23 protein-coding genes are annotated in these 24131 nt (G+C 61.0%); 14 read left to right on the top strand and 9 right to left on the bottom strand.

The window, feature by feature from the left end; genetic code table 11:
• Nucleotides 1-5 precede the first annotated feature (5 nt).
• The 7 genes from AC19YX_RS21085 (at nucleotide 6) to hisC (ending at nucleotide 5972) form a co-directional block, all read left to right on the top strand.
• On the top strand, nucleotides 6-659 hold the full coding sequence (locus AC19YX_RS21085; protein ID WP_500606916.1) for an MlaC/ttg2D family ABC transporter substrate-binding protein: 654 nt from the start codon (nucleotides 6-8) through the stop codon (nucleotides 657-659).
• Nucleotides 656-961, top strand: a complete 306-nt coding sequence (locus AC19YX_RS21080; RefSeq protein ID WP_421548036.1) for an STAS domain-containing protein — start codon at nucleotides 656-658, stop codon at nucleotides 959-961. The genes AC19YX_RS21085 and AC19YX_RS21080 overlap by 4 nt, the downstream gene beginning before the upstream one ends.
• 115 nt (nucleotides 962-1076) lie before the next feature.
• The gene (locus AC19YX_RS21075) at nucleotides 1077-1328 is read left to right on the top strand and encodes a BolA family protein (protein WP_020297152.1); all 252 of its coding nucleotides are present in this window, start codon (nucleotides 1077-1079) and stop codon (nucleotides 1326-1328) included.
• A gap of 22 nt (nucleotides 1329-1350) precedes the next feature.
• Entirely contained in the window at nucleotides 1351-2616 is a 1266-nt protein-coding gene (gene murA / locus AC19YX_RS21070) for a UDP-N-acetylglucosamine 1-carboxyvinyltransferase (RefSeq protein WP_020297153.1), read from the top strand.
• Between the two features lie 211 nt (nucleotides 2617-2827).
• The gene (hisG, locus tag AC19YX_RS21065; protein ID WP_007901570.1) at nucleotides 2828-3463 is read left to right on the top strand and encodes an ATP phosphoribosyltransferase; all 636 of its coding nucleotides are present in this window, start codon (nucleotides 2828-2830) and stop codon (nucleotides 3461-3463) included.
• A gap of 125 nt (nucleotides 3464-3588) precedes the next feature.
• On the top strand, nucleotides 3589-4917 hold the full coding sequence (gene hisD, locus AC19YX_RS21060; RefSeq protein ID WP_020297154.1) for a histidinol dehydrogenase: 1329 nt from the start codon (nucleotides 3589-3591) through the stop codon (nucleotides 4915-4917).
• Nucleotides 4918-4919: 2 nt separating this feature from the next.
• Nucleotides 4920-5972: a histidinol-phosphate transaminase gene (gene hisC / locus AC19YX_RS21055; RefSeq protein ID WP_500606915.1), complete on the top strand. Its 1053-nt coding sequence runs from the start codon at nucleotides 4920-4922 to the stop codon at nucleotides 5970-5972.
• A 57-nt stretch (nucleotides 5973-6029) separates the two neighbouring features.
• On the opposite strand, the gene AC19YX_RS21050 is transcribed toward hisC, so the two are convergent.
• The 3 genes from AC19YX_RS21050 to algW form a co-directional block, all read right to left on the bottom strand.
• Entirely contained in the window at nucleotides 6030-6758 is a 729-nt protein-coding gene (locus AC19YX_RS21050) for a DUF4198 domain-containing protein (RefSeq protein ID WP_201129471.1), read from the bottom strand.
• Nucleotides 6759-6770: 12 nt separating this feature from the next.
• On the bottom strand, nucleotides 6771-8876 hold the full coding sequence (locus AC19YX_RS21045; RefSeq protein WP_500606914.1) for a TonB-dependent siderophore receptor: 2106 nt from the start codon (nucleotides 8874-8876) through the stop codon (nucleotides 6771-6773).
• Between the two features lie 86 nt (nucleotides 8877-8962).
• Nucleotides 8963-10117, bottom strand: coding sequence for a Do family serine endopeptidase AlgW (gene algW / locus AC19YX_RS21040; RefSeq protein ID WP_020297158.1), 1155 nt, complete (start codon nucleotides 10115-10117; stop codon nucleotides 8963-8965).
• Nucleotides 10118-10219: 102 nt separating this feature from the next.
• On the opposite strand from algW, the gene AC19YX_RS21035 reads away from it, so the two are divergent.
• The 3 genes from AC19YX_RS21035 to cysN all read left to right on the top strand — a co-directional run bounded on the left by AC19YX_RS21035 (nucleotide 10220) and on the right by cysN (nucleotide 13963).
• Nucleotides 10220-10978 (top strand): Nif3-like dinuclear metal center hexameric protein, encoded by a 759-nt coding sequence (locus tag AC19YX_RS21035; protein ID WP_078469849.1) that lies wholly within the window; start codon nucleotides 10220-10222, stop codon nucleotides 10976-10978.
• Between the two features lie 159 nt (nucleotides 10979-11137).
• Complete coding sequence (gene cysD, locus AC19YX_RS21030; protein WP_020297160.1) at nucleotides 11138-12055, top strand: sulfate adenylyltransferase subunit CysD; 918 nt, start codon at nucleotides 11138-11140, stop codon at nucleotides 12053-12055.
• 9 nt (nucleotides 12056-12064) lie between these two features.
• Nucleotides 12065-13963, top strand: coding sequence for a sulfate adenylyltransferase subunit CysN (cysN, locus tag AC19YX_RS21025; RefSeq protein WP_500606913.1), 1899 nt, complete (start codon nucleotides 12065-12067; stop codon nucleotides 13961-13963).
• Nucleotides 13964-14053: 90 nt separating this feature from the next.
• On the opposite strand, the gene yihG is transcribed toward cysN, so the two are convergent.
• The 3 genes from yihG to AC19YX_RS21010 all read right to left on the bottom strand — a co-directional run bounded on the left by yihG (nucleotide 14054) and on the right by AC19YX_RS21010 (nucleotide 17375).
• Entirely contained in the window at nucleotides 14054-14959 is a 906-nt protein-coding gene (gene yihG / locus AC19YX_RS21020) for a 1-acylglycerol-3-phosphate O-acyltransferase, YihG family (RefSeq protein ID WP_078469850.1), read from the bottom strand.
• The gene (pta, locus tag AC19YX_RS21015; RefSeq protein ID WP_078469851.1) at nucleotides 14960-17059 is read right to left on the bottom strand and encodes a phosphate acetyltransferase; all 2100 of its coding nucleotides are present in this window, start codon (nucleotides 17057-17059) and stop codon (nucleotides 14960-14962) included.
• Nucleotides 17060-17120: 61 nt separating this feature from the next.
• Nucleotides 17121-17375, bottom strand: a complete 255-nt coding sequence (locus tag AC19YX_RS21010; protein WP_421548033.1) for a DUF3565 domain-containing protein — start codon at nucleotides 17373-17375, stop codon at nucleotides 17121-17123.
• 53 nt (nucleotides 17376-17428) lie between these two features.
• Here AC19YX_RS21010 and AC19YX_RS21005 point away from each other — a divergent pair, with 53 nt between their 5' ends.
• The 3 genes from AC19YX_RS21005 (at nucleotide 17429) to AC19YX_RS20995 (ending at nucleotide 19854) form a co-directional block, all read left to right on the top strand.
• Nucleotides 17429-17914 carry an FKBP-type peptidyl-prolyl cis-trans isomerase gene (locus tag AC19YX_RS21005; protein ID WP_020297166.1) on the top strand — a complete coding sequence of 162 codons (486 nt, stop codon included), beginning with the start codon at nucleotides 17429-17431 and terminating at the stop codon, nucleotides 17912-17914.
• A gap of 135 nt (nucleotides 17915-18049) precedes the next feature.
• The gene (locus AC19YX_RS21000; protein ID WP_078469853.1) at nucleotides 18050-18532 is read left to right on the top strand and encodes a glutathione peroxidase; all 483 of its coding nucleotides are present in this window, start codon (nucleotides 18050-18052) and stop codon (nucleotides 18530-18532) included.
• Nucleotides 18533-18750: 218 nt separating this feature from the next.
• Entirely contained in the window at nucleotides 18751-19854 is a 1104-nt protein-coding gene (locus tag AC19YX_RS20995; protein WP_201129483.1) for an NADH:flavin oxidoreductase, read from the top strand.
• A 45-nt stretch (nucleotides 19855-19899) separates the two neighbouring features.
• Here the strand turns inward: AC19YX_RS20995 and AC19YX_RS20990 are convergent, their stop codons facing one another.
• From AC19YX_RS20990 to cysZ, 3 genes are all read right to left on the bottom strand, one after another.
• Nucleotides 19900-21099 carry a glycosyltransferase family 4 protein gene (locus AC19YX_RS20990; RefSeq protein ID WP_500606912.1) on the bottom strand — a complete coding sequence of 400 codons (1200 nt, stop codon included), beginning with the start codon at nucleotides 21097-21099 and terminating at the stop codon, nucleotides 19900-19902.
• Between the two features lie 68 nt (nucleotides 21100-21167).
• On the bottom strand, nucleotides 21168-22034 hold the full coding sequence (locus tag AC19YX_RS20985) for a DUF6602 domain-containing protein (protein ID WP_500606911.1): 867 nt from the start codon (nucleotides 22032-22034) through the stop codon (nucleotides 21168-21170).
• Nucleotides 22035-22106: 72 nt separating this feature from the next.
• Entirely contained in the window at nucleotides 22107-22856 is a 750-nt protein-coding gene (gene cysZ / locus AC19YX_RS20980; protein WP_500606910.1) for a sulfate transporter CysZ, read from the bottom strand.
• A 312-nt stretch (nucleotides 22857-23168) separates the two neighbouring features.
• Between cysZ and trxB the strand changes: the two genes are divergently transcribed.
• Nucleotides 23169-24131, top strand: a complete 963-nt coding sequence (gene trxB, locus AC19YX_RS20975; protein WP_078469857.1) for a thioredoxin-disulfide reductase — start codon at nucleotides 23169-23171, stop codon at nucleotides 24129-24131.

The raw sequence follows: 24131 nt of genomic DNA, 5'->3' as shown, positions 1-24131 counted from the left end.
TTTCCATGATCTCTACCTTGCGACGTGGCCTGTTGGTATTACTCGCGGCACTGCCGTTGATGGCTAACGCCGTGGCTGCGCCTTCCGCGCATGAACTGGTTCAGGACACCACTACCCGGTTGCTCGCCGATCTGGCGGCCAACAAAGAGAAGTACAAGCAGAGCCCAAGCGAGTTCTACCAGGCGCTCAACGGCATCGTTGGCCCGGTGGTGGATGCCGATGGCATTTCGCGCAGCATCATGACCGTGAAGTACTCGCGCAAGGCCACCCCGGAGCAGATGGCGCGCTTCCAGGAAAACTTCAAGCGCAGCCTGATGCAGTTCTATGGCAATGCGTTGCTCGAGTACAACAACCAGGGCATCACCGTATCTCCGGCCAAGGATGAAAGCGGTACCCGCACCAGCGTCGACATGCAGGTCAAGGGCAACAACGGCTCGATCTACCCTGTGTCCTACACCCTTGAGAAAATCGACGGTGAGTGGAAAGTGCGCAACGTGATCATCAACGGCATCAATATCGGCAAGCTGTTCCGTGATCAGTTCGCTGATGCCATGCAGCGCAATGGCAACGACCTGGACAAAACCATCAACGGTTGGGCCGGTGAAGTGGCCAAGGCCAAGGAAGTGACCGAAGACGCCGCGCAGAAGGCCGCGCAATGAGCGAGTCGGCCGTCCGCCAGGGGAATGCTGGCGAATTGCTGCTTAGCGGAGTGCTGGATTACCGCAGCGGCCCGGGCCTGCGCAAGCAGGGCCAGTCGCTGATCAAGGCCAGCCAGGAAGCCACATTGGTGCTCGATTGCTCGGCGGTGACCAAGTCCAGCAGCGTCGGTCTGGCGCTGCTGCTGGCGTTCATGCGTGATGGGCTGGCGGCTGGCAAGGCCGTCAGCGTTCGTGGATTGCCCGAAGACATGCGTGAAATTGCCCAGGTCTCCGGCCTCACCGAAATCCTGACCCATCCGTAATAACCCACCTTTATAGAAGCCCCCCGTCAGAGTCCTGCTATGCGGGGTTCGCAGGCGCGGGGCTTTTTTGTATGATGTGCGACCCGCGCGCACAGGGCGCCGATTGAGGTTGAGCATGCAGGCCACCGAAGTGAAGAGCTTTCTTGAGGGAAAGCTGTCCGAGACTCTTTTATCAGTACAGGTAGAAGTTGAGGGCGAAGGCTGCAACTTTCAGCTGAACGTGATTAGTGACGAACTGGTGGCTTTGAGCCCGGTCAAGCGTCAGCAGAGCATCTATGCCCATTTGAACCCATGGATCGCCGATGGCAGCATCCACGCGGTCACTATGAAATTTTTCAGCAGCGCGGCCTGGGCCGAGCGCACCTGAGCCCAAGGGCGTCGAGATTCTTATGGATAAATTGATTATTACCGGCGGTGTTCGTCTTGATGGCGAAATCCGCATCTCCGGGGCGAAGAACTCCGCCCTGCCGATTCTGGCTGCTACCCTGCTGTGCGATGGCCCGGTGACTGTGGCCAACCTGCCGCACTTGCACGACATCACCACCATGATCGAGCTGTTCGGTCGCATGGGCATCGAACCGGTGATCGACGAGAAGCTCAGCGTCGAAATCGACCCGCGCACCATCAAGACCCTGATCGCACCGTACGAGCTGGTGAAAACCATGCGTGCCTCGATCCTGGTACTGGGCCCGATGGTTGCCCGTTTCGGCGAAGCCGAAGTGGCCCTGCCTGGCGGTTGCGCCATCGGTTCGCGTCCGGTCGACCTGCACATCCGTGGCCTGGAAGCCATGGGCGCGGTGATTGACGTCGAAGGTGGCTACATCAAGGCCAAGGCCCCTGAGGGCGGCCTGCGCGGTGCACACTTCTTCTTCGACACCGTCAGCGTGACCGGTACCGAAAACATCATGATGGCGGCCGCTCTGGCCAAAGGCCGCAGTGTGCTGCAAAACGCCGCTCGCGAACCTGAAGTCATCGACCTGGCGAACTTCCTGATCGCCATGGGCGCCAAGATCAGCGGCGCCGGCACCGACACCATCACCATCGATGGCGTCGAGCGTCTGCACCCGGCCACCTACAAGGTGATGCCGGACCGTATCGAGACCGGCACCTACCTGGTGGCTGCAGCCGTTACCGGCGGCCGCGTCAAGGTCAAGGACACCGATCCGACCATCCTCGAAGCCGTGCTGGAAAAACTGCGCGAAGCCGGTGCTGAAATCACCTGCGGCGAAGACTGGATCGAACTGAACATGCACGGCAAGCGGCCGAAAGCCGTGAACGTGCGCACCGCTCCGTACCCGGCGTTCCCGACCGACATGCAGGCGCAGTTCATCTCCCTCAACGCGATTGCCGAAGGCACTGGCGCGGTGATCGAGACTATCTTCGAAAACCGCTTCATGCACGTTTACGAACTGCACCGCATGGGCGCCAAGATCCAGGTCGAAGGCAACACGGCCATCGTCACCGGCACCGAGAAGCTCAAGGGCGCGCCTGTCATGGCCACCGACCTGCGTGCTTCGGCCAGCCTGGTGATTTCGGCCCTGATCGCCGAAGGCGACACCCTGATCGACCGCATCTACCACATCGACCGTGGTTACGAGTGCATCGAAGAGAAACTGCAGATGCTCGGCGCCAAGATCCGCCGCGTACCGGGCTAGTTTCTGCTGCAATTGTGGCGAGGGAGCTTGCTCCCGTTGGACTGCGCAGCAGTCCCGCTGTTGGGGCCGCTTTGCGACCCAGCGGGAGCAAGCTCCCTCGCCACAGTTTGCTGTTAACTGATTTGCTTCATCGAGGCTGTAATGGCCTCGATGCGTGTCCGGCGCCGTTTGCGACCGGGCATCAGTAGCCTGATAAGGACTGACGTTTCCCATGTTGACCATCGCACTGTCCAAGGGCCGCATTCTGGACGACACCCTGCCGCTTCTGGCTGAAGCGGGTATCGTGCCGACCGAGAATCCGGACAAGAGCCGCAAGCTGATCATCCCCACGACCCAGGCCGATGTGCGCCTGCTGATCGTGCGTGCCACCGACGTGCCGACTTACGTCGAGCATGGTGCTGCAGACCTGGGCGTGGCCGGTAAAGATGTGTTGATGGAATACGGCGGCCAGGGCCTGTATGAGCCCCTGGACCTGCGTATCGCCCTGTGCAAGCTGATGACCGCGGGCCGGGTCGGCGATGTCGAGCCCAAGGGCCGGCTGCGGGTGGCGACCAAGTTCGTCAACGTTGCCAAGCGTTACTACGCCGAGCAGGGCCGCCAGGTCGACATCATCAAGCTCTACGGCTCCATGGAGCTGGCGCCGCTGATTGGCTTGGCCGACAAGATCATCGACGTGGTCGACACCGGCAACACCTTGCGTGCCAATGGCCTGGAACCCCAGGATTTCATTGCTGACATCAGCTCCCGGCTGATCGTCAACAAGGCATCGATGAAAATGCAACACGCCCGTATCCAGGCGTTGATCGACACCCTGCGCAAAGCAGTGGAGTCGCGACACCGCGGCTGATTTACCCGCGCAACCTTGAGTTGCGCCCGTCTATCCGCCTCATAGCCAGAATTCTCAGGTGCCCAAGCGGATCGAATGGTAGCTTCGGGCGCCTGAGTTTTTGCCATTCCTATGAGGCTCTCGCTATGACCGCACCGACTGCAATTCGCCGACTCAACGCTGCTGACCCGGATTTCGCGCATCATCTGGATCATCTGCTGAGCTGGGAAAGTGTGTCTGACGACTCGGTCAATCAGCGGGTGCTGGATATCATCAAGGCCGTGCGCGAGCGTGGCGATGCGGCGCTGGTGGAGTTCACCGAGAAGTTCGATGGCCTGCAAGTGGCGTCCATGGCCGACCTGATCCTGCCGCGCGAGCGCCTGGAACTGGCCTTGACCCGCATCACCGTGGCCCAGCGCGAAGCCCTGGAAAAGGCTGCGGCTCGGGTGCGCAGCTACCACGAAAAACAGAAACAGGATTCCTGGACCTACACCGAGGCCGACGGCACGGTGCTGGGCCAGAAAGTCACCCCGCTGGACCGTGCCGGGCTCTATGTGCCGGGCGGCAAGGCGTCCTATCCGTCTTCGGTGCTGATGAACGCGATTCCGGCCAAGGTCGCCGGTGTCGCCGAAGTGGTGATGGTGGTGCCCACCCCGCGTGGCGAGCTCAATGAGCTGGTGCTGGCCGCGGCCTGCATCGCCGGGGTCGACCGGGTCTTCACCATCGGTGGCGCCCAGGCGGTAGCCGCCCTGGCCTACGGCACTGAAAGCGTGCCTCGGGTGGACAAGGTGGTGGGGCCGGGCAACATCTATGTCGCCACCGCCAAGCGCCACGTCTTTGGCCAGGTGGGGATCGACATGATCGCCGGCCCGTCGGAGATCCTGGTGGTGTGCGATGGCCAGACCGATCCGGACTGGATCGCCATGGACCTGTTCTCCCAGGCCGAGCACGATGAGGACGCCCAGGCGATCCTGGTCAGCCCGGATGCCGAGTTCCTCGACCGCGTGGCGGCGAGCATCGCCAAGCTGCTGCCGACCATGGAGCGCGCCGAAATCATCAACACCTCGATCAACGGCCGTGGCGCCCTGATCAAGGTGCGCGACATGCAGCAGGCGATCGACGTCGCCAACCGCATTGCCCCGGAACACCTGGAGCTGTCGGTGGCTGACCCGCAAGCCTGGCTGCCGCAGATTCGCCACGCTGGCGCGATCTTCATGGGACGCCACACCTCGGAGGCCCTGGGCGACTATTGCGCGGGCCCGAACCACGTGTTGCCGACCTCCGGCACCGCGCGCTTCTCATCGCCGCTGGGGGTTTATGACTTCCAGAAACGTTCGTCGATCATCTTCTGCTCCGAGCAGGGGGCTTCCGAACTGGGCAAGACCGCTTCCGTGCTGGCCCGTGGCGAGTCGCTGACCGCCCACGCCCGCAGCGCCGAGTACCGCATCGTCGACGATCAAGAGCAGGGGCAATGAGCATGAGCAAATTCTGGAGTCCGTTCGTCAAGGATCTGGTGCCTTATGTGCCGGGCGAACAGCCGAAACTGGCCAAGCTGGTCAAACTCAACACCAACGAAAACCCCTACGGCCCATCGCCCAAGGCGCTGGCGGCGATGCGCGCCGAGCTGAACGACAACCTGCGCCTGTACCCGGACCCCAATAGCGACCTGCTCAAGCACGCCGTCGCCGAGTATTACGGGGTGCAGGCCAGCCAGGTGTTCCTTGGCAATGGTTCCGACGAAGTGCTGGCACATATCTTCCACGGTCTGTTCCAACACGAGCAGCCGCTGCTGTTTCCCGATATCAGCTACAGCTTCTACCCGGTGTATTGCGGGCTGTATGGCATCCCGTTCGAAGCGGTGGCGCTGGATGAGCAATTCCAGATCCGCGTGGCAGACTACGCCCGGGCCAATGGCGGGATCATCTTCCCCAACCCCAACGCGCCCACCGGTTGCCTGTTGGCGCTGGAGGCGATCGAGCAGATCCTCAAGGCCAGCCCGGACTCAGTGGTGGTGGTGGATGAGGCCTATATCGACTTTGGCGGCCAGACCGCGATCAGCCTGGTGGATCGTTACCCGAACCTGCTGGTGACCCAGACCCTGTCCAAGTCTCGTTCCCTGGCGGGCCTGCGGGTCGGTCTGGCGGTGGGCCATCCGGACCTGATCGAGGCTCTGGAGCGGATCAAGAACAGCTTCAACTCCTACCCGCTGGATCGCCTGGCGATTGTCGGCGCCGCCGCGGCATTCGAGGATCGTGAGTACTTCGAGCAGACCTGCAAGCAGGTGATCGACAGTCGCGGGCACGTGGTGGCGCAGTTGCAGGCCAAGGGCTTTGAAGTCCTGCCGTCGGCGGCCAACTTCATCTTTGCCCGTCACCCGCAGCACGACGCCGCCGGCCTTGCGGCCAAGCTGCGTGAGCAGGGGGTGATCGTGCGTCACTTCAAACAGGAACGCATTGCGCAGTTCCTGCGTATCACCATCGGCACCCCGGAGCAGAACCAGGCGCTGATCGACGGCCTGGGCGAGCTGTAGAGCGCTGCCGGCCTGAGGCATCAGCCGCCGCAATGGCGGCTGATGCGGGCTGCAGGCTTATTCGTGATGGGGTTCGCCGAGGAAGGTCAGGGAACTGAACAACCCGCGTGACGCCACATCCGGGTTGTCTTTCACCGGGACTTCCACCTGCGCCGCAATCACGTTCAACCCCTCATTGCGCACAATCACTCGGGCCCGGCCTTCGGCATCGGTTTCGCTGCTCAAGGTGTTGGGCGCGTTGCGATAGTCACCTATCAGCTTGACCCCGGCCACGGGCTTGCCGTCGAGCAGCACCCTAACCGGCAGGGCGTTGCCCGGGCCGACAGTCAGTGGGTCGACTTCGGGGCGGATCAATAGCTTGATCTGCTGCAACTGGGGCAACTTGGCCCCGGGTTGGTAAATCGCCAAGCTGTACTTGAAGGTCTGGGTCGATGCCACCGCGCCGGGCACTGTGCGGCGTCCCTGGTTGACCCACTTCTGGTCCGCGGTCTGCGACCACATGCCGTTATCCAGCGCCACTGCCATGATTGCCGGCGGCTTCAGTGGCGACAGGCGTCCGTGGTCGGGCAGGCGCTGGACCGTCACCGGGATCATTTTGCCGCTGCCATCAAAGGCCCAGGCGCCACTGATTTTTTGCGCGTTGAAGGCGTTGTCTTCGGCGCCGTGGCCGTAGACGACCTCAATATTGCCGCGTCGTTGTTCGGTCCACAGACCGTGGGCCGAGGCCTGGGCAACGAACAGCAAGCCGAGCAGTCCGCAGAGGGCGCGTGAGGGGAGGGGGTGCATGGCGAATTCCTTTTACAGGTTGAGTGTCAGGCTGACGGTGAAATTGCGCGGCTCGCCGGGGTTGACCCAGTAGTTGCTGTAGGAGCGCTCGTAGTATTTTTCGTCGAACAGGTTGTTCAGGTTCAGGCCCAGGGTCAGTTCGTCGCTGGCCTTGTAGTGCGCCAGCAGGTCGACCGTGTGGTACGCCGGCAACTCGAAGTTGCCTCCGGCTTCACCCGAGCGGTCACCGACGTAGGTGAAGGCCGCGCCTGCGTCGGAGCCGCGCAGCCAGCCATTCTGGAATTCATACACCCCCAGCAGGCTGCCGCTGCGCTTGGCCACGCCCAGGATCCGGCTGCCGGCGGGAATCGCCTGGTCGCCCTTGGTGACCTCGGCATCGATGTAGGCCAGGGCGCCGATCACCCGTACCGCGTCCGTCAGTTGCCCGCTCAGTTGCAGGTCGACACCCTGGCTGCGGGCCCCGCCCATGGCGCGGCTGGAGTCGGTGCCTGGGTCCAGCGCCAGGACGTTTTTCTTTTCGATGTGGAACGCGGCGAGAGTGGCGCTCAGGCGCTCGTCGAACAGTTCGCTCTTGAGTCCGGCCTCATAGCCGACACCTTCTTCGGGGGTGAACGACTTGCCGGCCGCGTCCAGGCCATTGTTCGGCTTGAAGGAGGTCGAGGCGTTGGCAAACAGGCCCAGTTGCGGGGTCAGCTGGTAGAGCAGGCCGACTCGTTGGGTCAAGGCGTCGTGGGTCTGGCGGCTGGTCTTGCCGCTGACATGGTTATCGATGGCCTGCTCGAAATGCTCGAAACGTACGCCGATCAGGCCACGTAGGCGTTCGCTGAAGATGATCTGATCCTGCAGGTTCAGCGCCTGGCTGCGCACATGCTCGAAGAAATCGGTGCCGGAGGGTAGGCCCGCCGGTTTCGTCTGGCCGTAGACCGGGTGGTAGATATCGATGGCGTAGCCGCCGCCGGCGCGGGTGGTGATGCGCTCGTTCTTGCGGTAGTCCTCGTACTCGCTGCCGATCAGCAGCTCATGCTGCCAGCTGCCAAGGTCGTAACGGCCGCGCAGTTCCAGCTGGCTGATGCTGTCGTGCCACGAGGTGTCGCGCTCGCGATAGCGGCGATTGACGCTGTGGCCGTTGGGGTTCAGCGGGCGGCTTTCCGAGGCAAAGCCCCATAGCTGGCCTTGCTTGTAGTGGCTGGCCAGGCGCAATGACCAGGCGTCATTGAGCTGATGCTCAAGGGCCGCTTGCAGCAGGTTGTTGTGGTTGTCGATGTCGCCGTCGTTGGGTTCGCCAAGAAAGGTCGAGCGCGAAACGCCACTCCAGCGATTATTGGGGGCGACGATGCCCCGATCGAAGGTGGAGCTGTGGCGAACCAACTCGCTTTCCAGGGTCAGGCGGGTGTCCGGGTCCAGTTGCCAGCTGAAGGAGGGCGCGACGAAAACCCGCTTGCTGTCGACGTGATCGCGAAAGCTGTGATTGTCCTCCACCGCCAGATTGACCCGCGACAGCAGTTTGCCTTGCTCGTCGAGCGGGGTATTGAGGTCGAGGGCGGTGCGATAGCGGTCCCAACTGCCGGCGCTGGTCTGCAGGGTGGCGAAGGCCTCGGGCTGGGGTTTCTTGGTCACGATATTCACCGTGCCCCCTGGGTCGCCACGCCCGTAAAGGCTGGCGGCAGGGCCCTTGAGCACTTCAATGCGCTCGATATTGGCCGCGTCCGGGGTGCTGGGATAACCGCGGTTGGCGCTGAAACCGTCCTTGTAGAACTCTGAAGTGGTGAAGCCGCGCACGCTGTATTCGTAGAGGGTCAGGCCGCCGAAGTTGTTCTGCTTGGAAACCCCGCCGGCGAATTCCAGGGCGCGCTCGACATGGTTGCTGCCCAGGTCCGTGAGCACGCTGGCGGGGATGACGCTGATGGATTGCGGGATGTCGCGGAGCGCGGTGTCGGTCTTGGTCGCGCCGCTGGAATAGGTGGCGCGATAACCTTTGTGCGGTTCGCTGGCCGAGGGAAATTCAGAGGTGACGCTGATGGCGTCCAGTTCAACGGTTTGCGGATCTTCGGCGAAGACAGGATCCCCCAGCAGGCCCAGGGTCAGGCCTGCCAGGGAGACGATTTTGCGAGACGTCATGGCATCGTTCCAATAGCGATATTGAAACAATATAACATGACCAATGAGAATGCATGCTTTTAACCGGGGTCGCCCCCGGTCGGCACTTACTCTTGTTCTTTAACCGGTGCTGGCGGTGGGCGCAGGCCGATTTCGGCGGTGAGTTTGAGCTCCTTGCCATTGCGCATCACCAGGATGCTGACCTTGTCGCTGGGTTTGATCCGCGCCACCTGGTTCATCGAGCGTCGACCGTCGCCTGCCGGCTCGCCATCGATGCTCAGGATGACGTCACCCAACTGCATGCCGGCTTTCTGCGCCGGGCCATCGCGGAAGATCCCCGCGACCACGATCCCCGGGCGTCCGGACAGGCCAAAGGATTCCGCCAGCTCCTGAGTCAATGGCTGCACCTCGATCCCCAGCCAGCCACGAATTACCTGGCCGTGCTCGATGATCGACTTCATCACCTCCATGGCCAGTTTGATCGGGATGGCAAAGCCGATGCCCTGGGAGCCGCCAGACTTGGAGAAGATTGCGGTGTTGATGCCGGTCAGGTTGCCGTTGGCGTCCACCAGGGCGCCGCCGGAGTTGCCCGGGTTGATGGCGGCGTCGGTCTGGATGAAGTCTTCGTAGTTGTTCAGGCCCAACTGGTTGCGTCCGGTGGCGCTGATGATGCCCATGGTCACCGTCTGGCCGACCCCGAACGGGTTGCCGATGGCCAGCGCGACGTCGCCGACGCGGATATTTTCCGAGCGGCCGATGGTGATCGATGGCAGGTTCTTCAGGTCGATCTTGAGCACCGCGAGGTCGGTTTCCGGATCGCTGCCGATGACGTGGGCCAGGGTTTCGCGACCATCCTTGAGTGCCACCACAATCTGCTCGGCGCCGGTGGTTACATGGTTGTTGGTCAGCAGATAGCCTTCCGGGCTCATGATCACCCCCGAACCCAGGCTCGACTCCATGCGCTGCTGCTTGGGCAGGTTGTCGCCGAAGAAGCGCCGGAACTGCGGGTCTTCAAATAGCGGATGGGCGGTTTTGTTGATCACCTTGGTGGTGTAGAGGTTGACCACCGCCGGTGCGGCGATGACCACTGCATCGGCATAGGACACCGGGCCTTGCTGGGTGCTGGTGGTCTGCGGCGCCTGCTGCAGGTTGACGTCCAGGCTGGGCAGCCCGACCCATTGCGGGTAACGCTGGATAATCAGCAGCGCGATAAGCACGCCGGCCAGCAGCGGCCAGCCAAAAAAACGCAGAGCCTTGAGCATTGAGCAAGTCCTGGGTGGTTACGAAGGACCGCACACGGCCCATAATGTCGCGCATTATACGAGGCCACGCGCGCCTCTGAACGGGATATTTAGGAGTCTTTTATGGCCGTTGCCCTGAGCACCCTGGTAGAAGAAGCGGACCGATATCTGGGCAGTTCGCGGATCGCCGATTATTGCCCCAACGGCCTGCAGGTCGAAGGCCGGCCGCAGGTGATGCGCATTGTCAGCGGGGTCACCGCAAGCCAGGCGCTGCTCGACGCCGCGGTCGAGGCCAAGGCTGACCTGGTGCTGGTGCACCATGGTTATTTCTGGAAAGGCGAGAACCCCTGCATCACCGGTATGAAGCAGCGTAGGTTGAAAACCCTGCTCAAGCACGACATCAGCTTGCTGGCCTATCACCTGCCGCTGGACCTGCACCCGGAGGTCGGCAACAACGTGCAACTGGCGCGGCAGCTGGACATCACCGTCGAAGGCCCGCTGGACCCGGAAAACCCGAAAGTCGTCGGTCTGGTGGGCTCCTTGAACGAGCCGATGACGGCCCGCGACTTTGCCCGCCGCGTGCAGGAAGCCATGGGCCGCGAGCCGTTGCTGATCGAAGGCAGCGAGATGATCCGCCGCGTGGGCTGGTGCACCGGTGGTGGCCAGGGTTACATCGACCAGGCGGTGCTGGCCGGGGTCGACCTGTACCTGAGCGGCGAAGCCTCGGAGCAGACCTTCCACAGCGCCCGGGAAAACGACATCAGCTTTATCGCCGCCGGCCACCATGCCACTGAACGCTACGGGGTACAGGCACTGGGCGACTACCTGGCGCGGCGTTTTGCCCTGGAGCATCTGTTTATCGACTGCCCGAATCCGATCTGATCCTCGGCGGTGAAAGGCTCGGTCGAGCCCTAACGAGGCGATATATTCATATATCGTTTCGTTCTATCTGGCGGCCTGATTAGAAGATGACGCTGTGCTAGCATGCCCCGCTCGAACACGGCCCGATGGCCGTCCATAAGAAAGCTTTCGTGAGTAGCCATGGTCGACAAACTGACGCATCTGAAACAGCTGGAGGCGGAAAGCATCCACATCATCCGCGAGGTGGCCGCCGAGTTCGATAACCCGGTGATGCTGTACTCCATCGGTAAAGACTCCGCCGTGATGTTGCATCTGGCCCGCAAGGCGTTCTTCCCCGGCAAACTGCCGTTCCCGGTGATGCACGTCGACACCCAGTGGAAATTCCAGGAGATGTACAGGTTCCGCGACAAGATGGTCGAGGAACTGGGCCTGGACCTGATCACCCACGTCAACCCGGACGGTGTGGCGCAGGGCATCAACCCTTTCACCCACGGCAGTGCCAAGCACACCGACATCATGAAGACCGAAGGCCTGAAACAGGCCCTCGACAAGTACGGCTTCGATGCCGCCTTCGGTGGTGCCCGTCGCGATGAAGAGAAATCCCGTGCCAAAGAGCGCGTGTACTCGTTCCGCGACAGCAAGCACCGCTGGGACCCGAAGAACCAGCGCCCCGAGTTGTGGAACGTCTACAACGGCAAGGTCAACAAGGGCGAATCGATCCGCGTGTTCCCGTTGTCGAACTGGACCGAGCTGGATATCTGGCAGTACATCTACCTCGAAGGCATTCCGATCGTGCCGCTGTACTTCGCCGCCGAACGCGAAGTGATCGAGAAGAACGGCACCCTGATCATGATTGACGACGAGCGGATCCTCGAACACCTGTCCGATGAAGACAAAGCCCGTATCGTCAAAAAGAAAGTACGTTTCCGTACCCTTGGCTGCTACCCGTTGACGGGCGCGGTGGAGTCCGAGGCCGAAAGCCTGACGGACATCATCCAGGAAATGCTCCTGACGCGAACTTCCGAGCGCCAGGGCCGGGTCATCGACCACGATGGCGCAGGCTCGATGGAAGACAAAAAACGTCAAGGTTATTTCTAAGGGGCTGTCATGTCGCATCAATCTGATTTGATCAGCGAGGACATCCTCGCTTACCTGGGCCAGCACGAACGTAAAGAGCTGCTGCGCTTTCTGACCTGCGGTAACGTCGACGACGGCAAGAGCACGCTGATCGGGCGCTTGCTGCACGACTCCAAGATGATCTACGAAGATCACCTGGAAGCCATTACCCGCGACTCGAAGAAAGTCGGTACCACCGGTGACGACATCGACCTGGCGTTGCTGGTCGACGGCCTGCAGGCCGAGCGTGAGCAGGGCATCACCATTGATGTCGCTTACCGTTATTTCTCCACCGCCAAGCGCAAATTCATCATTGCCGACACCCCCGGCCATGAGCAGTACACCCGCAACATGGCGACCGGCGCGTCCACCTGCGACCTGGCGATCATCCTGGTGGATGCTCGCTACGGCGTGCAGACCCAGACCCGCCGCCACAGCTTCATCGCCTCGTTGCTGGGCATCAAGCACATCGTTGTGGCCATCAACAAGATGGACCTCAAGGGCTTTGACCAAGGTGTGTTCGAGTCGATCAAGGCCGACTACCTGAAGTTCGCCGAAGGCCTGAAGATGCAGCCCACCAGCATGCATTTCGTGCCGATGTCGGCCCTCAAGGGCGACAACGTGGTGAACAAGTCCGAGCTTTCGCCGTGGTACACCGGCCAGTCGCTGATGGAAATCCTCGAAACCGTGGAAGTGGCCGGCGATCGCAACTTCACCGACCTGCGCTTCCCGGTGCAGTACGTGAATCGTCCGAACCTGAACTTCCGTGGTTTTGCCGGCACCCTGGCCAGCGGCATTGTGCACAAGGGCGACGAGATCGTCGTGCTGCCGTCGGGCAAGAGCAGCCGGGTCAAGTCCATCGTCACCTTCGAAGGTGAGCTGGAGCATGCAGGTCCGGGTCAGGCGGTGACGCTGACCATGGAAGACGAAATCGATATCTCCCGTGGCGACCTGCTGGTACACGCCGACAACGTGCCGCCGGTGACCGACAGCTTTGAAGCCATGCTGGTGTGGATGGCTGAAGAGCCGATGCTGCCGGGCAAGAAGTACGACATCAAGCGCGCCACCAGTTACGTGCCGGGCTCGATTGCCAGCATCGTCAACAAGGTCGACGTCAACACCCTGGAAGAAGGCCCGGCCAGTGCCTTGCAGCTGAACGAGATCGGCAAGGTCAAGATCAGCCTCGACGCGCCGATCGCCCTCGACGGCTACGAAAGCAACCGCACCACTGGCGCCTTTATCATCATCGACCGCTTGACCAACGGCACTGTGGGCGCCGGCATGATTGTCGCCCAGCCGCTGGCCCATGGCAGCGCCACGCACCATGGCAAGCTGGCCCATGTAGCGACCGAAGAACGCGCCCAGCGCTTTGGCCAGCAGCCGGCCACCGTGCTGTTCAGCGGCCTGTCGGGCGCCGGCAAGAGCACCCTGGCCTATGCGGTTGAACGCAAGCTGTTCGACATGGGCCGTGCGGTGTTTGTCCTGGATGGCCAGAACCTGCGTCATGACCTGAACAAGGGCTTGCCGCAGGACCGTGCCGGGCGTACCGAGAACTGGCGTCGTGCGGCGCACGTTGCCCGTCAGTTCAACGAAGCCGGCCTGCTGACCCTGGCCGCCTTTGTCGCTCCGGACGCCGAAGGGCGTGAGCAGGCCAAGGCGCTGATCGGCAAGGAGCGTTTGCTGACCATCTACGTACAGGCTTCGCCAGCGGTGTGTGCCGAGCGTGACCCACAAGGTCTGTACGCTGCCGGTGGCGACAACATCCCGGGTGAGTCCTTCCCGTACGATGTGCCGTTGAATGCCGACCTGGTAATCGACACCCAGGCACTGTCGCTGGAAGAAAGCGTCAAGCAGGTGCTGGATCTGTTGCGCCAGCGCGGCGCGATTTGAAGCAGTAGCCGCTACGAGCTTCACGCTTGAAGCGGCAAGAAAAAGCCCGCAGCCGATCACTCGACTGCGGGCTTTTTTGTGGGCAGGTGATTAGTGACTGGCCGGGTATTGGCGGTGCATTTTTTCCAGCAACGCATCCTTGTCCAGCCACAGCTGGTTGATCCAGCTCTGGAATTGCTGGCGGTACTCGGCGTCCTGTTCGTAGTTCTTGCCAATGAACTGGGGCGGGATCGGCAGTTCTTCGAAATGCACGACCACCTCTTTCACCCTGCCGCACAGCAGGTCCCAGTAACCCGGACGACCGCCGGGATAGTGGATGGTGACGTTGACGATCGACTTCAGTTGTTCGCCCATGGCATCCAGCACAAAGGCGATGCCGCCGGCCTTGGGCTTGAGCAAGTAGCGGAAGGGCGATTGCTGCTGTGCGTGTTTGCCCTCGGTAAAGCGCGTGCCCTCGGCAAAATTGAACATTCCCACCGGATTGTTGCGAAACTTCGCACAGGTCTTGCGCGTGGTTTCCAGATCCTGGCCTTTTTTCTCCGGGTGCTTTTCCAGGTAGGCCTTGGTGTAGCGCTTCATGAACGGGAAACCCAGGGCCCACCAGGCCAGGCCAATGACCGGGACCCAGATCAGTTCCTGCTTGAGAAAGAACTTCAGCGGGCGGATGCGCCGGTTGAGCACGTATTGCAGGACCATGATGTCGACCCAGCTCTGGTGGTTGCTGGTGACCAGGTAGGAGTGCTGGTAGTCCAGGCCCTCAAGCCCGCTGAGGTGCCAGCGGGTGCGGCAGATGAGTTTCATCCAGGCATTGTTGTTGCTGATCCAGGCTTCGTGGGTATGGCTCATCAGCCAATCGGTGAAGCGCTGGGTGAGGGCGAACGGCAGCAGCTTGAAGATCGCCACGCAGAACAGGAACGAGCACAGCAGGATGGTGTTCAACGCCAGTAACAACGACGCGATCACCCCGCGCACGGCGGCAGGCAGGAATTCCAGCATTTAGATATCCACAGGTCGGTTGGCGGCTTGAATCGCGGTCAGGGCGATGGTGTAGACGATGTCGTCCACCTGCGCCCCACGGGGCAGGTCGTTTACCGGTTTGCGCAGGCCTTGCAGCATCGGCCCCAGGCTGACGCAGTCGGCACTGCGCTGCACCGCCTTGTGGGTGGTGTTGCCGGTGTTCAGGTCGGGGAACACAAACACCGTGGCCTTGCCCGCCACCTGGCTGTTGGGCGCCAGTTGATGGGCAACCGCTTCGTTGGCCGCGGCATCGTATTGCAGCGGTCCGTCGATCAGCAGGGTGCTTTGGGCTTCGTGGGCGAGCAGGGTGGCTTCGCGGACTTTTTCCACTTCCTCACCGCTGGCCGAGTCGCCGCTGGAGTAGCTGATCATCGCCACCCGTGGGGTGATCCCGAAGGCCGCCGCCGAGTCGGCGCTTTGCAGGGCGATCTCGGCCAGTTCGCTGGCGCTTGGGTGCGGATTCATCACGCAGTCGCCGTAGACCAGAACCTGCTCGGGGAACAGCATGAAGAACACCGAGGACACCAGGGTGCAGCCCGGGGCGGTCTTGATCAGTTGCAGCGCCGGGCGAATGGTGTTGGCAGTGGAGTGAATGACCCCGGACACCAGGCCATCGACTTCATCCAGGGCCAGCATCATGGTGCCGATGACCACCGGGTCTTCCAGTTGCTGTTCGGCCATCGGTGCGTTGAGGCTTTTGCTCTTGCGCAGGGCCACCATCGGCTCGACGTAGCGTTCGCGAATCAGGTCCGGGTCGAGAATCTCCAGGCCTTCGGGCAGTTCGATGCCGTGGGCACGGGCCACGGCTTGGACATCTTCCGGCTTGGCCAGCAACACGCAACGCGCAATGCCACGGGCCTGGCAGATGGCCGCCGCCTGCACGGTCAGGGGTTCGCTGCCTTCAGGCAGGACGATGCGCTTGTTGGCTTCCTGGGCACGCTGGATCAACTGATAGCGGAACACCGCCGGGGACAGGCGCATTTCCCGTGGGGTGCCGCAGCGTTGGTGCAGCCAGCGGGCGTCGAGGTGGCTGGCGACGAAGTCGGTGATGATTTCCGCGCGCTCGCGGTCGTCGATGGGGATTTCCTTGTTCAGCCCGTTGAGCTGATTGGCGGTGTCGTAGGAGCCGGAACTCACCGACAGCACCGGCAGGCCAGCGTTGAGGGCGCCGCGGCACAGCTCCATGATCCGTGGGTCGGGCAGGGTATCGCTGGTCAGCAGCAGGCCGGCCAGGGGGACGCCGTTGATGGCGGCCAGGCTCACCGCGAGGATGATGTCGTCGCGATCGCCGGGAGTCACCACCAGCACGCCGGGCTTGAGCAGTTCCACGGTGTTGCGCATGGTGCGCGCGCAAATGATGATTTTGGTCATGCGCCGGGTTTCATAGTCGCCGGCGTTGAGTACCTGGGCGCCCATCAGGTCGGCCACGTCACGGGTGCGCGGGGCGTTCAGCTCCGGTTGGAACGGAATGCAGCCCAGCAGGCGGAAATCACCGCTGCGCAAGAGCGGCGAGTGTTCCTTCAGGCGGGCGGCGAAGGCCTCCATGCTTTCGTCGGTACGCACCTTGTTGAGGATCACCCCCAGCACTTTCGGGTCGCGCGGGCCGCCAAACAGTTGGGCCTGCAACTCGACACGCCCGGAGAGCTCGGTGAGCACTTCGTTTTCCGGGGCGGAGACCAGGATCACCTCGGCATCCAGGCTTTTCGCCAGGTGCAGGTTGACCCGAGCCGCATAGCTGGCGCTGCGGGTCGGCACCATGCCTTCGACGATCAGCACGTCTTTGCCGACGGCCGCTTCCTGGTAGAGGGTGATGATTTCTTCGAGCAGCTCATCCAGCTGGCCGTCGCCCAGCATGCGCTCGACATGGGCCAGGCCCAGGGGTTGCGGGGGCTTGAGGCCGTGGGTGCGGGCTATCAGTTCGGTGGAGCGCTCGGGGCCGGTGTCGCCCGGATGGGGCTGGGCAATGGGTTTGAAAAAGCCGACTTTGAGCCCGGCCCGTTCCAGCGTACGCACCAGCCCGAGGCTGATGGAGGTCAGACCCACACCAAAATCGGTGGGTGCGATAAAAAAAGTTTGCATGCGGGTTCTCGAAGGGTGCATGGCAAAGGTGGCGGTCTATGTCTGGCCGCCTACCTGATAGTCAGACGCTAAGGTTATCGTTATCCAGGCCCTGAGCACACCAGCCGCAGGCAAAGGGTTGGCCTATTTTTTTCTGCCGTTGCGCGGCGTCGGTGACCCAGGCCCGTGATTGCCAGGGTGGCTGGTGGCGCAGATGCTGGGTGTGGCCGCAGGAAAGCTCGGCGACCCAGTGCTGCTCTTCGTCCTGATGAAAACCAGTGACCGTCGGCGGCTTCGTTCGAGCCCGTCCGTCCGGGTTCTGTTCGCTTTCGGGCAAATCCTTGTTTAGACTTGTCCGTTCTTCATTCTTATGCAAAAGGTCTCGCCCCCATGCTGATCGCCGCCAACAAGGCTGTCTCCATCGACTATACCCTGACCAACGACGCTGGTGAGGTCATCGACAGCTCAGCCGGCGGCGCGCCGCTGGTCTACCTGCAAGGTGCAGGCAACATCATTCCAGGCCTGGAAAAAGCCCTGGAAGGCAAGAAAGTCGGTGATGAACTGACCGTTGCCGTAGAACCTGAAGATGCCTACGGCGAATACGCTGCCGAACTGGTCAGCACCCTGAGCCGCAGCATGTTCGAAGGCGTAGACGAGCTGGAAGTGGGCATGCAGTTCCACGCTTCCGCTCCGGACGGCCAGATGCAGATCGTGACCATCCGTGATCTGGACGGCGACGATGTGACCGTTGACGGCAACCACCCGTTGGCCGGCCAGCGTTTGAACTTCCAGGTGAAAATCGTCGACATCCGTGACGCCAGCCAGGAAGAAATCGCCCATGGTCACGTCCATGGCGAAGGTGGTCATCACCACTGATTTTCTGCGCTAAGCTCAAGTTGACTGGAGAGGCGCCCGAGGGCGCCTTTTTAGTCCGCGACGGTTGTTGCCGGCGAGTGAGTGTGACTGTCGGGTGCTGTTTTTCTGCAAGAACACGGGAATCTGGAGTTCGTCATGAGTGCTTTTCACGACCTTAAATTGAAAGCCCTGGATGGTCAGGAGCTACCGCTCGCGCCCTTCAAGGGGCACGTCGTGCTGGTGGTCAACGTCGCCTCCAAGTGTGGTCTGACACCACAGTATGCGGCGCTGGAAAACCTCTACCAGCAATACAAAGACCAGGGTTTCAGCGTGCTGGGCCTGCCGTGCAATCAGTTTGCCGGCCAGGAACCAGGCACCGAGCAGGAAATCCAGGAGTTCTGCAGTCTCAACTATGGCGTGACCTTTCCACTGAGCAGCAAGCTGGAGGTGAACGGTCCGGAACGTCATCAGCTGTACCGTCTGCTGGCGGGTGAGGGGGCTGAGTTTCCGGGAGATATCACCTGGAATTTCGAGAAGTTCCTGCTGGGCAAGGACGGCCGCGTCCTGGCGCGTTTCTCGCCGCGCACCGCACCGGATGACCCCACCGTGATTCAGGCGATTGAAAAAGCCTTGAGCTGATAGACACTGCCGGGCCTCGCTGCCCGGCTGGTTTCCTGCCTTGCAACGACACGTCGTGTGTCGATCCCCTCTCGCACTTTTGCACCTTAATCACCCTGATCAATAGTGCTGTGCGGGGCTTTGATCGAAGAATATTATCCCCATCATAAGCTCGCCGCTGCCTGGCTCTGGCCAACGGCTGCCCGCCGAATTGAATCCGCTTATCCATGGAGTGCCGCATGTCTGCTCAAGCCCTGTTCAAACCGTTTCAGCTCGGCTCCCTGGAGCTGCCGACCCGCGTGGTGATGGCGCCCATGACCCGTTCGTTCTCCCCGGGCGGCGTGCCGAACTCGAAAGTCATCGAGTACTACCGGCGCCGTGCGGCGGCCGGTGTGGGCCTGATCATCACCGAAGGCACCACGGTCGACCACAAGGCTTCCAACGGTTACCCCAACGTGCCGCACTTCTACGGTGAAGCGGCGCTGGCCGGCTGGAAGAAAGTCGTGGACGCGGTGCACGCCGAAGGCGGAAAAATCGTCCCGCAGCTGTGGCATGTGGGCAGCGTACGGCGCATCGGCACCGAGCCGGATGCCAGCGTGCCGGGTTATGGCCCGACGGAAAAACTCAAGGACGGCCAGGTCGTGGTCCACGGCATGACTCACCAGGATATCCAGGAGGTGATCGCAGCCTTCGCCCAGGCCGCCAAGGATGCCCAGAGCATCGGCATGGACGGCGTAGAGATCCACGGCGCCCACGGTTACCTGGTGGACCAGTTTTTCTGGGAGGGCAGCAACCAGCGTACCGACGAATACGGTGGCAGCCTGGCCAAGCGCTCGCGGTTTGCCATTGAGTTGATTCAAGCCGTGCGGGCCGCAGTGGGGCCGGGCTTCCCGATCATTCTGCGTTTTTCGCAATGGAAGCAGCAGGACTACAGCGCTCGCCTGGTACAAACCCCGGAGGCCCTGGGTGAGTTCCTGCAACCGTTGGCGGACGCGGGTGTGGATATCTTTCACTGCTCGACGCGGCGCTTCTGGGAGCCGGAGTTCGACGGCTCGCCACTGAACCTGGCCGGCTGGACTCGCAAGCTCACCGGCAAGCCGACCATCACCGTGGGCAGCGTGGGCCTGGATGGCGAGTTCCTGCAATTCATGGTCAACACCGACAAGATCGCGCAGCCGGCCAGTCTGGAGAAGCTGCTGGAGCGCCTGAACAACGACGAATTCGACCTGGTCGCCGTGGGCCGCGCTTTGCTGGTCGACCCGGATTGGGCGCAAAAAGTCCGCGAAGGACGTGAACAGGACATCCTGCCGTTCAGCCGCGAGGCCTTGACCACGCTGGTCTAGGCGCCGCGCTGATCACCGGCCTGCGCAAGGCCGGCCGGTGAGGCTTCACGTCAGGGTCGACCCCTTCACCACCACCGGTTCCTCAAGGCAGGCCCCACGCAGCTGGCTTTCAAACTGCTCAATAATTGCCGGCCATCCCTGGCGGCTGGCGTGTTGTCGGGCGTTGAGCCGCACCCGGCGCAGGCTCTCGGCCTCCTCCAGCAGCCAATTGGCCGCATCGCAAAATGCCCCTTCATCGCCCGGCATCGCCAGCACCCCGTTATAGCCGTGACGGATATGGGCCGCCGCTGCCGCCTGGTCGTAGGCCACCACGCCCAGCCCCGAGGCCAGGGCCTCCAGCACCACGTTGCCGAAGGTTTCAGTGAGGCTGGGGAATAGAAACAGGTCGCCGGACGCATAGTGGCTGGCCAGGGCTTCACCGCGCTGGGCGCCGCAGAAAATGGCTTCGGGCAACTCCTTTTCCAGGGCCGCCCGTTGTGGGCCGTCGCCGACCACGATCAATTTCATCCGCCGTTGTGGATAAGTCGTCTTCAAACTGTCGAAGCAGCGCCTGAGCAGGCCGAGGTTTTTTTCCGGGGCCAGGCGCCCGACATGAATCACCGCGAGCTCGTCATTGCCCAGGCCCCAGCTTTCACGCAGGTCGTTGAGGCGCTTGCTCGGGTGGAACAGTTGGCTGTCGACGCCTCGGGACAGCAACTCCAGGCGTTCGAAATGGCGACGCTCCAGTTCCAGGCGCTGGCTGGCGCTGGGCACCAGGGTCAACTTGGAGCGGTTGTGAAACCAGCGCAGGTAATGGGTCAATAGCCGTGTCAGCAAGCTCAGGCCGTATTGGCTGGAGTATTGCTGAAAGTTGGTGTGAAAGCCGCTGACCACGCTGATCCCCAGGCGCCGTGCGGCGCGCAGGGCCGATAAACCCAAGGGACCTTCGGTGGCGATGTACAGCACGTCCGGGCGCTGGCGTTTCCAGCGCCGCAACAGCTTGTGCATCGACGACTGGCCCCATTGCAGCCCAGGGTAACCCGGCAGCGGCCAGCCGCGGCAGAGCAGCAGGCCATCGTCGCTGAGGCGGCTCTGGTCGCAGCCCTGGCGTGGGCGGATCAGATCGACCTGATGCCCGCGCGCGCGCAAACCATCACACAGGCGGCCCAGGGTATTGGCCACGCCATTGATTTCCGGAGGGAAGGTTTCGGTGATGAGGGTGATATGCAGAGCTGTCGTCATGACCTCAGTGTCGGCTGAGGCCATGTCTTCATTGTGATATTTTTATTATAAAATCATGACTGAAGTGAGTAGTGGTAAATAATTCAGCCTTTTCACGATTTTTGTTTGTTTTTCCAGAGAGCTATATAGTCTGAAGTGGAGTATTTTTGCAGGTTTGCTGATTCGATGTAGTCATTTATGTATGCATACATAAACATCAAAAGTTCGCCATTTTTTACATTGTCAATTATGTAGTCTGAGTAAGATCTTGCATAAAAGTCAATCATGCATGCTCGAGAAACTATCTCGTCTAATGTTGAGCTGCTTGAGGCACTTGCGTCATTGGTTATTCCTCTGTTGAGGGAGTTATGGCGGGATATTGTTAAATCATTTTTAAGTACGTATGAAGCTTCGTCCAAGCAATATACGGCGTCAAATCTACTTTGGTCGTGAAGATGGATATAAAAGTCTTTTATACGGTCTTTGCCAGAGTGTTGAATGCTATAACAAAATACAGCAAAAAATGGCTCGCTAATAGATTCTTCAAAGATATCTTCACGTTGTGGCAGATCGTAGTGTTCCTCTTCGTCAACATTTCGGCGTTCGAAACAACTCTTAAGAGAGTTTTTTTTGAGTAAGCAGTTTTTGATTTGAGTTTGAGTTAAAGAGGATTTTACTTCGATGGCGCCATATATATCCTCTATTGGTATTATATATAAATTGCTCGTGGGTGATATTTTAAAGATTGGAGAGGTGTTTTTTCTGTAGAAAATAATATCGCACTCTCGGGAGTGATCTCCATTTAGGTTAATAGCATAACCTTTTTCTACGCCAATACTGCTTGGCATGAAGTCTTTGAAAAACTCAAGAACGATTTCTTCTCGTGGTGCGCCCTTTTCATCAGGTCTCTCGACTGATTTTTTAGTTCGCTCAAAGTAGGACTGCATTTTATCCGATAAGATACCGAATACATCTTCCATTGATGGGGTCCACGTTGCCATACTCATCCACTCTCAGACGTTAGTTGTTGTGATTTAGAACTGTTGTGGGGCTTACTCTCGAGTACATTCCTTGTCGCCGCGCTCGCGGACCCAGAACAACGTGGCCCCGGCCACTGCCGCCGGCATCATCAGGATATTGACGAACGGGATCAGCAGCGCCAGGTAGACGATGCCGCCGAAGCTCATGCTCTGCCAGCGCTTCTGCCGCAGCCAGGCGAGCATTTCGTTCCAGCCCAGCTTGTGGTTGTCCGCCGGGTAGTCGATGTACTGGATGGCCATCATCCAGATGCCGAAGATCAGCCACAGCGGGGCGGCGATCAGGTTGACCACGGGGATGAACGAAAGGATGAACAGGCCCAGGGCCCGCGGCAGGAAATAACCCAGTTTGCGCATTTCCCGGGACAAGGTGCGCGGCACCATGGCGATCAGTTCCCCCCAACTGAAGGGCGGGAAGTCATCGGTGCCGCGCACCACCACTTCGACCTTCTCGGCCAGAAAGCCGTTGAACGGTGCGGCAATGATGTTGGCGAGCATGGTGAAGCTGAAAAACACCATCAGCGCCACCAGCACCACAAACAATGGCCAGATGACATAACTGAGAAAACTCAGCCAGTCCGGCAGCGACGGCATCAGGCCATCGACCCAGATGCTGAAGTAATGGCCGGCCAGGTAGATCAATCCGACGAGCAGCACCAGATTGATCATTAGGGGCAGCAGGACGAACAAACGCAGGCCGGGGCTTAGGACCAGCTTCAGGCCTTCGCGCAGGTATTGCGGGCCGGACAGAACAGGGGCGGGCATATGGAGCTCCGAGCAGTGTGGAAACGCGCCGACCTTACCGGCTTTGCCAGGCGGGCGAAAGCGGGGTGATCAGGTCGACATCAGCTGTAACAAAGGCACCGTCAAATACGCAGGCACCGGATAGAGACCGCCTATGAGCTGGATTGTTAATCCGTATTTCCTTAATCTTCGCCCCCTCTATACGCTTCACCCATTATTTTTCGGACTTGCGAGCCCAAGCCTTCCCCAAGTGCTTTCGCGGTCCTTTTTTATTCCAGCCGGTCATCCGGCGTTCCGCGCCCGGTTATCCGGCCCGGTTGATAGGAGTGAGTCATGTCTGATGTACGTCATTCGCGTGTGATTATTCTGGGTTCCGGCCCTGCCGGTTACAGCGCCGCGGTCTACGCTGCCCGTGCCAACCTGAAGCCGCTGCTGATCACCGGCATGCAGGCCGGCGGCCAGCTGACCACCACCACCGAAGTCGACAACTGGCCGGGCGACGTCCACGGCCTGACCGGCCCGGCGCTGATGGAACGGATGAAAGAGCACGCCGAGCGTTTCGAGACTGAAATCGTTTTCGACCACATCAATGCCGTCGACTTCGCTTCCAAGCCTTACAGCCTGACCGGCGACAGCGCCACCTACACCTGCGACGCGCTGATCATCGCCACTGGCGCCAGCGCCCGTTACCTGGGCCTGCCGTCGGAAGAAGCGTTCATGGGCAAGGGCGTTTCCGCTTGCGCCACCTGCGACGGTTTTTTCTACCGCAACAAGCCGGTGGCTGTGGTCGGCGGTGGCAACACCGCGGTTGAAGAGGCCCTGTACCTGGCCAACATCGCCAGCACCGTGACCCTGATCCACCGTCGCGAAACCTTCCGCGCCGAGAAGATCCTGATCGACAAGCTCAACGCCCGGGTTGCCGAGGGCAAGATCATCCTCAAGCTCAACGCCAACCTCGACGAGGTGCTGGGCGACAACATGGGCGTGACCGGTGCGCGCCTGAAGAACAACGACGGCAGCTTCGATGAGCTGAAAGTCGACGGCGTGTTCATCGCCATCGGCCACACCCCGAACACCTCGTTGTTCGAAGGTCAGCTGACACTCAAGGATGGCTACCTGGTGGTGCAAGGCGGCCGTGACGGCAACGCCACTGCCACCAGCGTTGAAGGTATCTTCGCGGCCGGCGACGTGGCTGACCACGTGTACCGTCAGGCGATCACCTCGGCCGGCGCCGGCTGCATGGCGGCCCTGGATACCGAGCGTTACCTGGACGGCCTGCAGAACGCTTCGTTCTAA

The sequence above is a fragment of the Pseudomonas sp. MF09150 genome (assembly GCF_059862355.1).
This window is presented reverse-complemented; position numbering and strand designations above follow the sequence as displayed.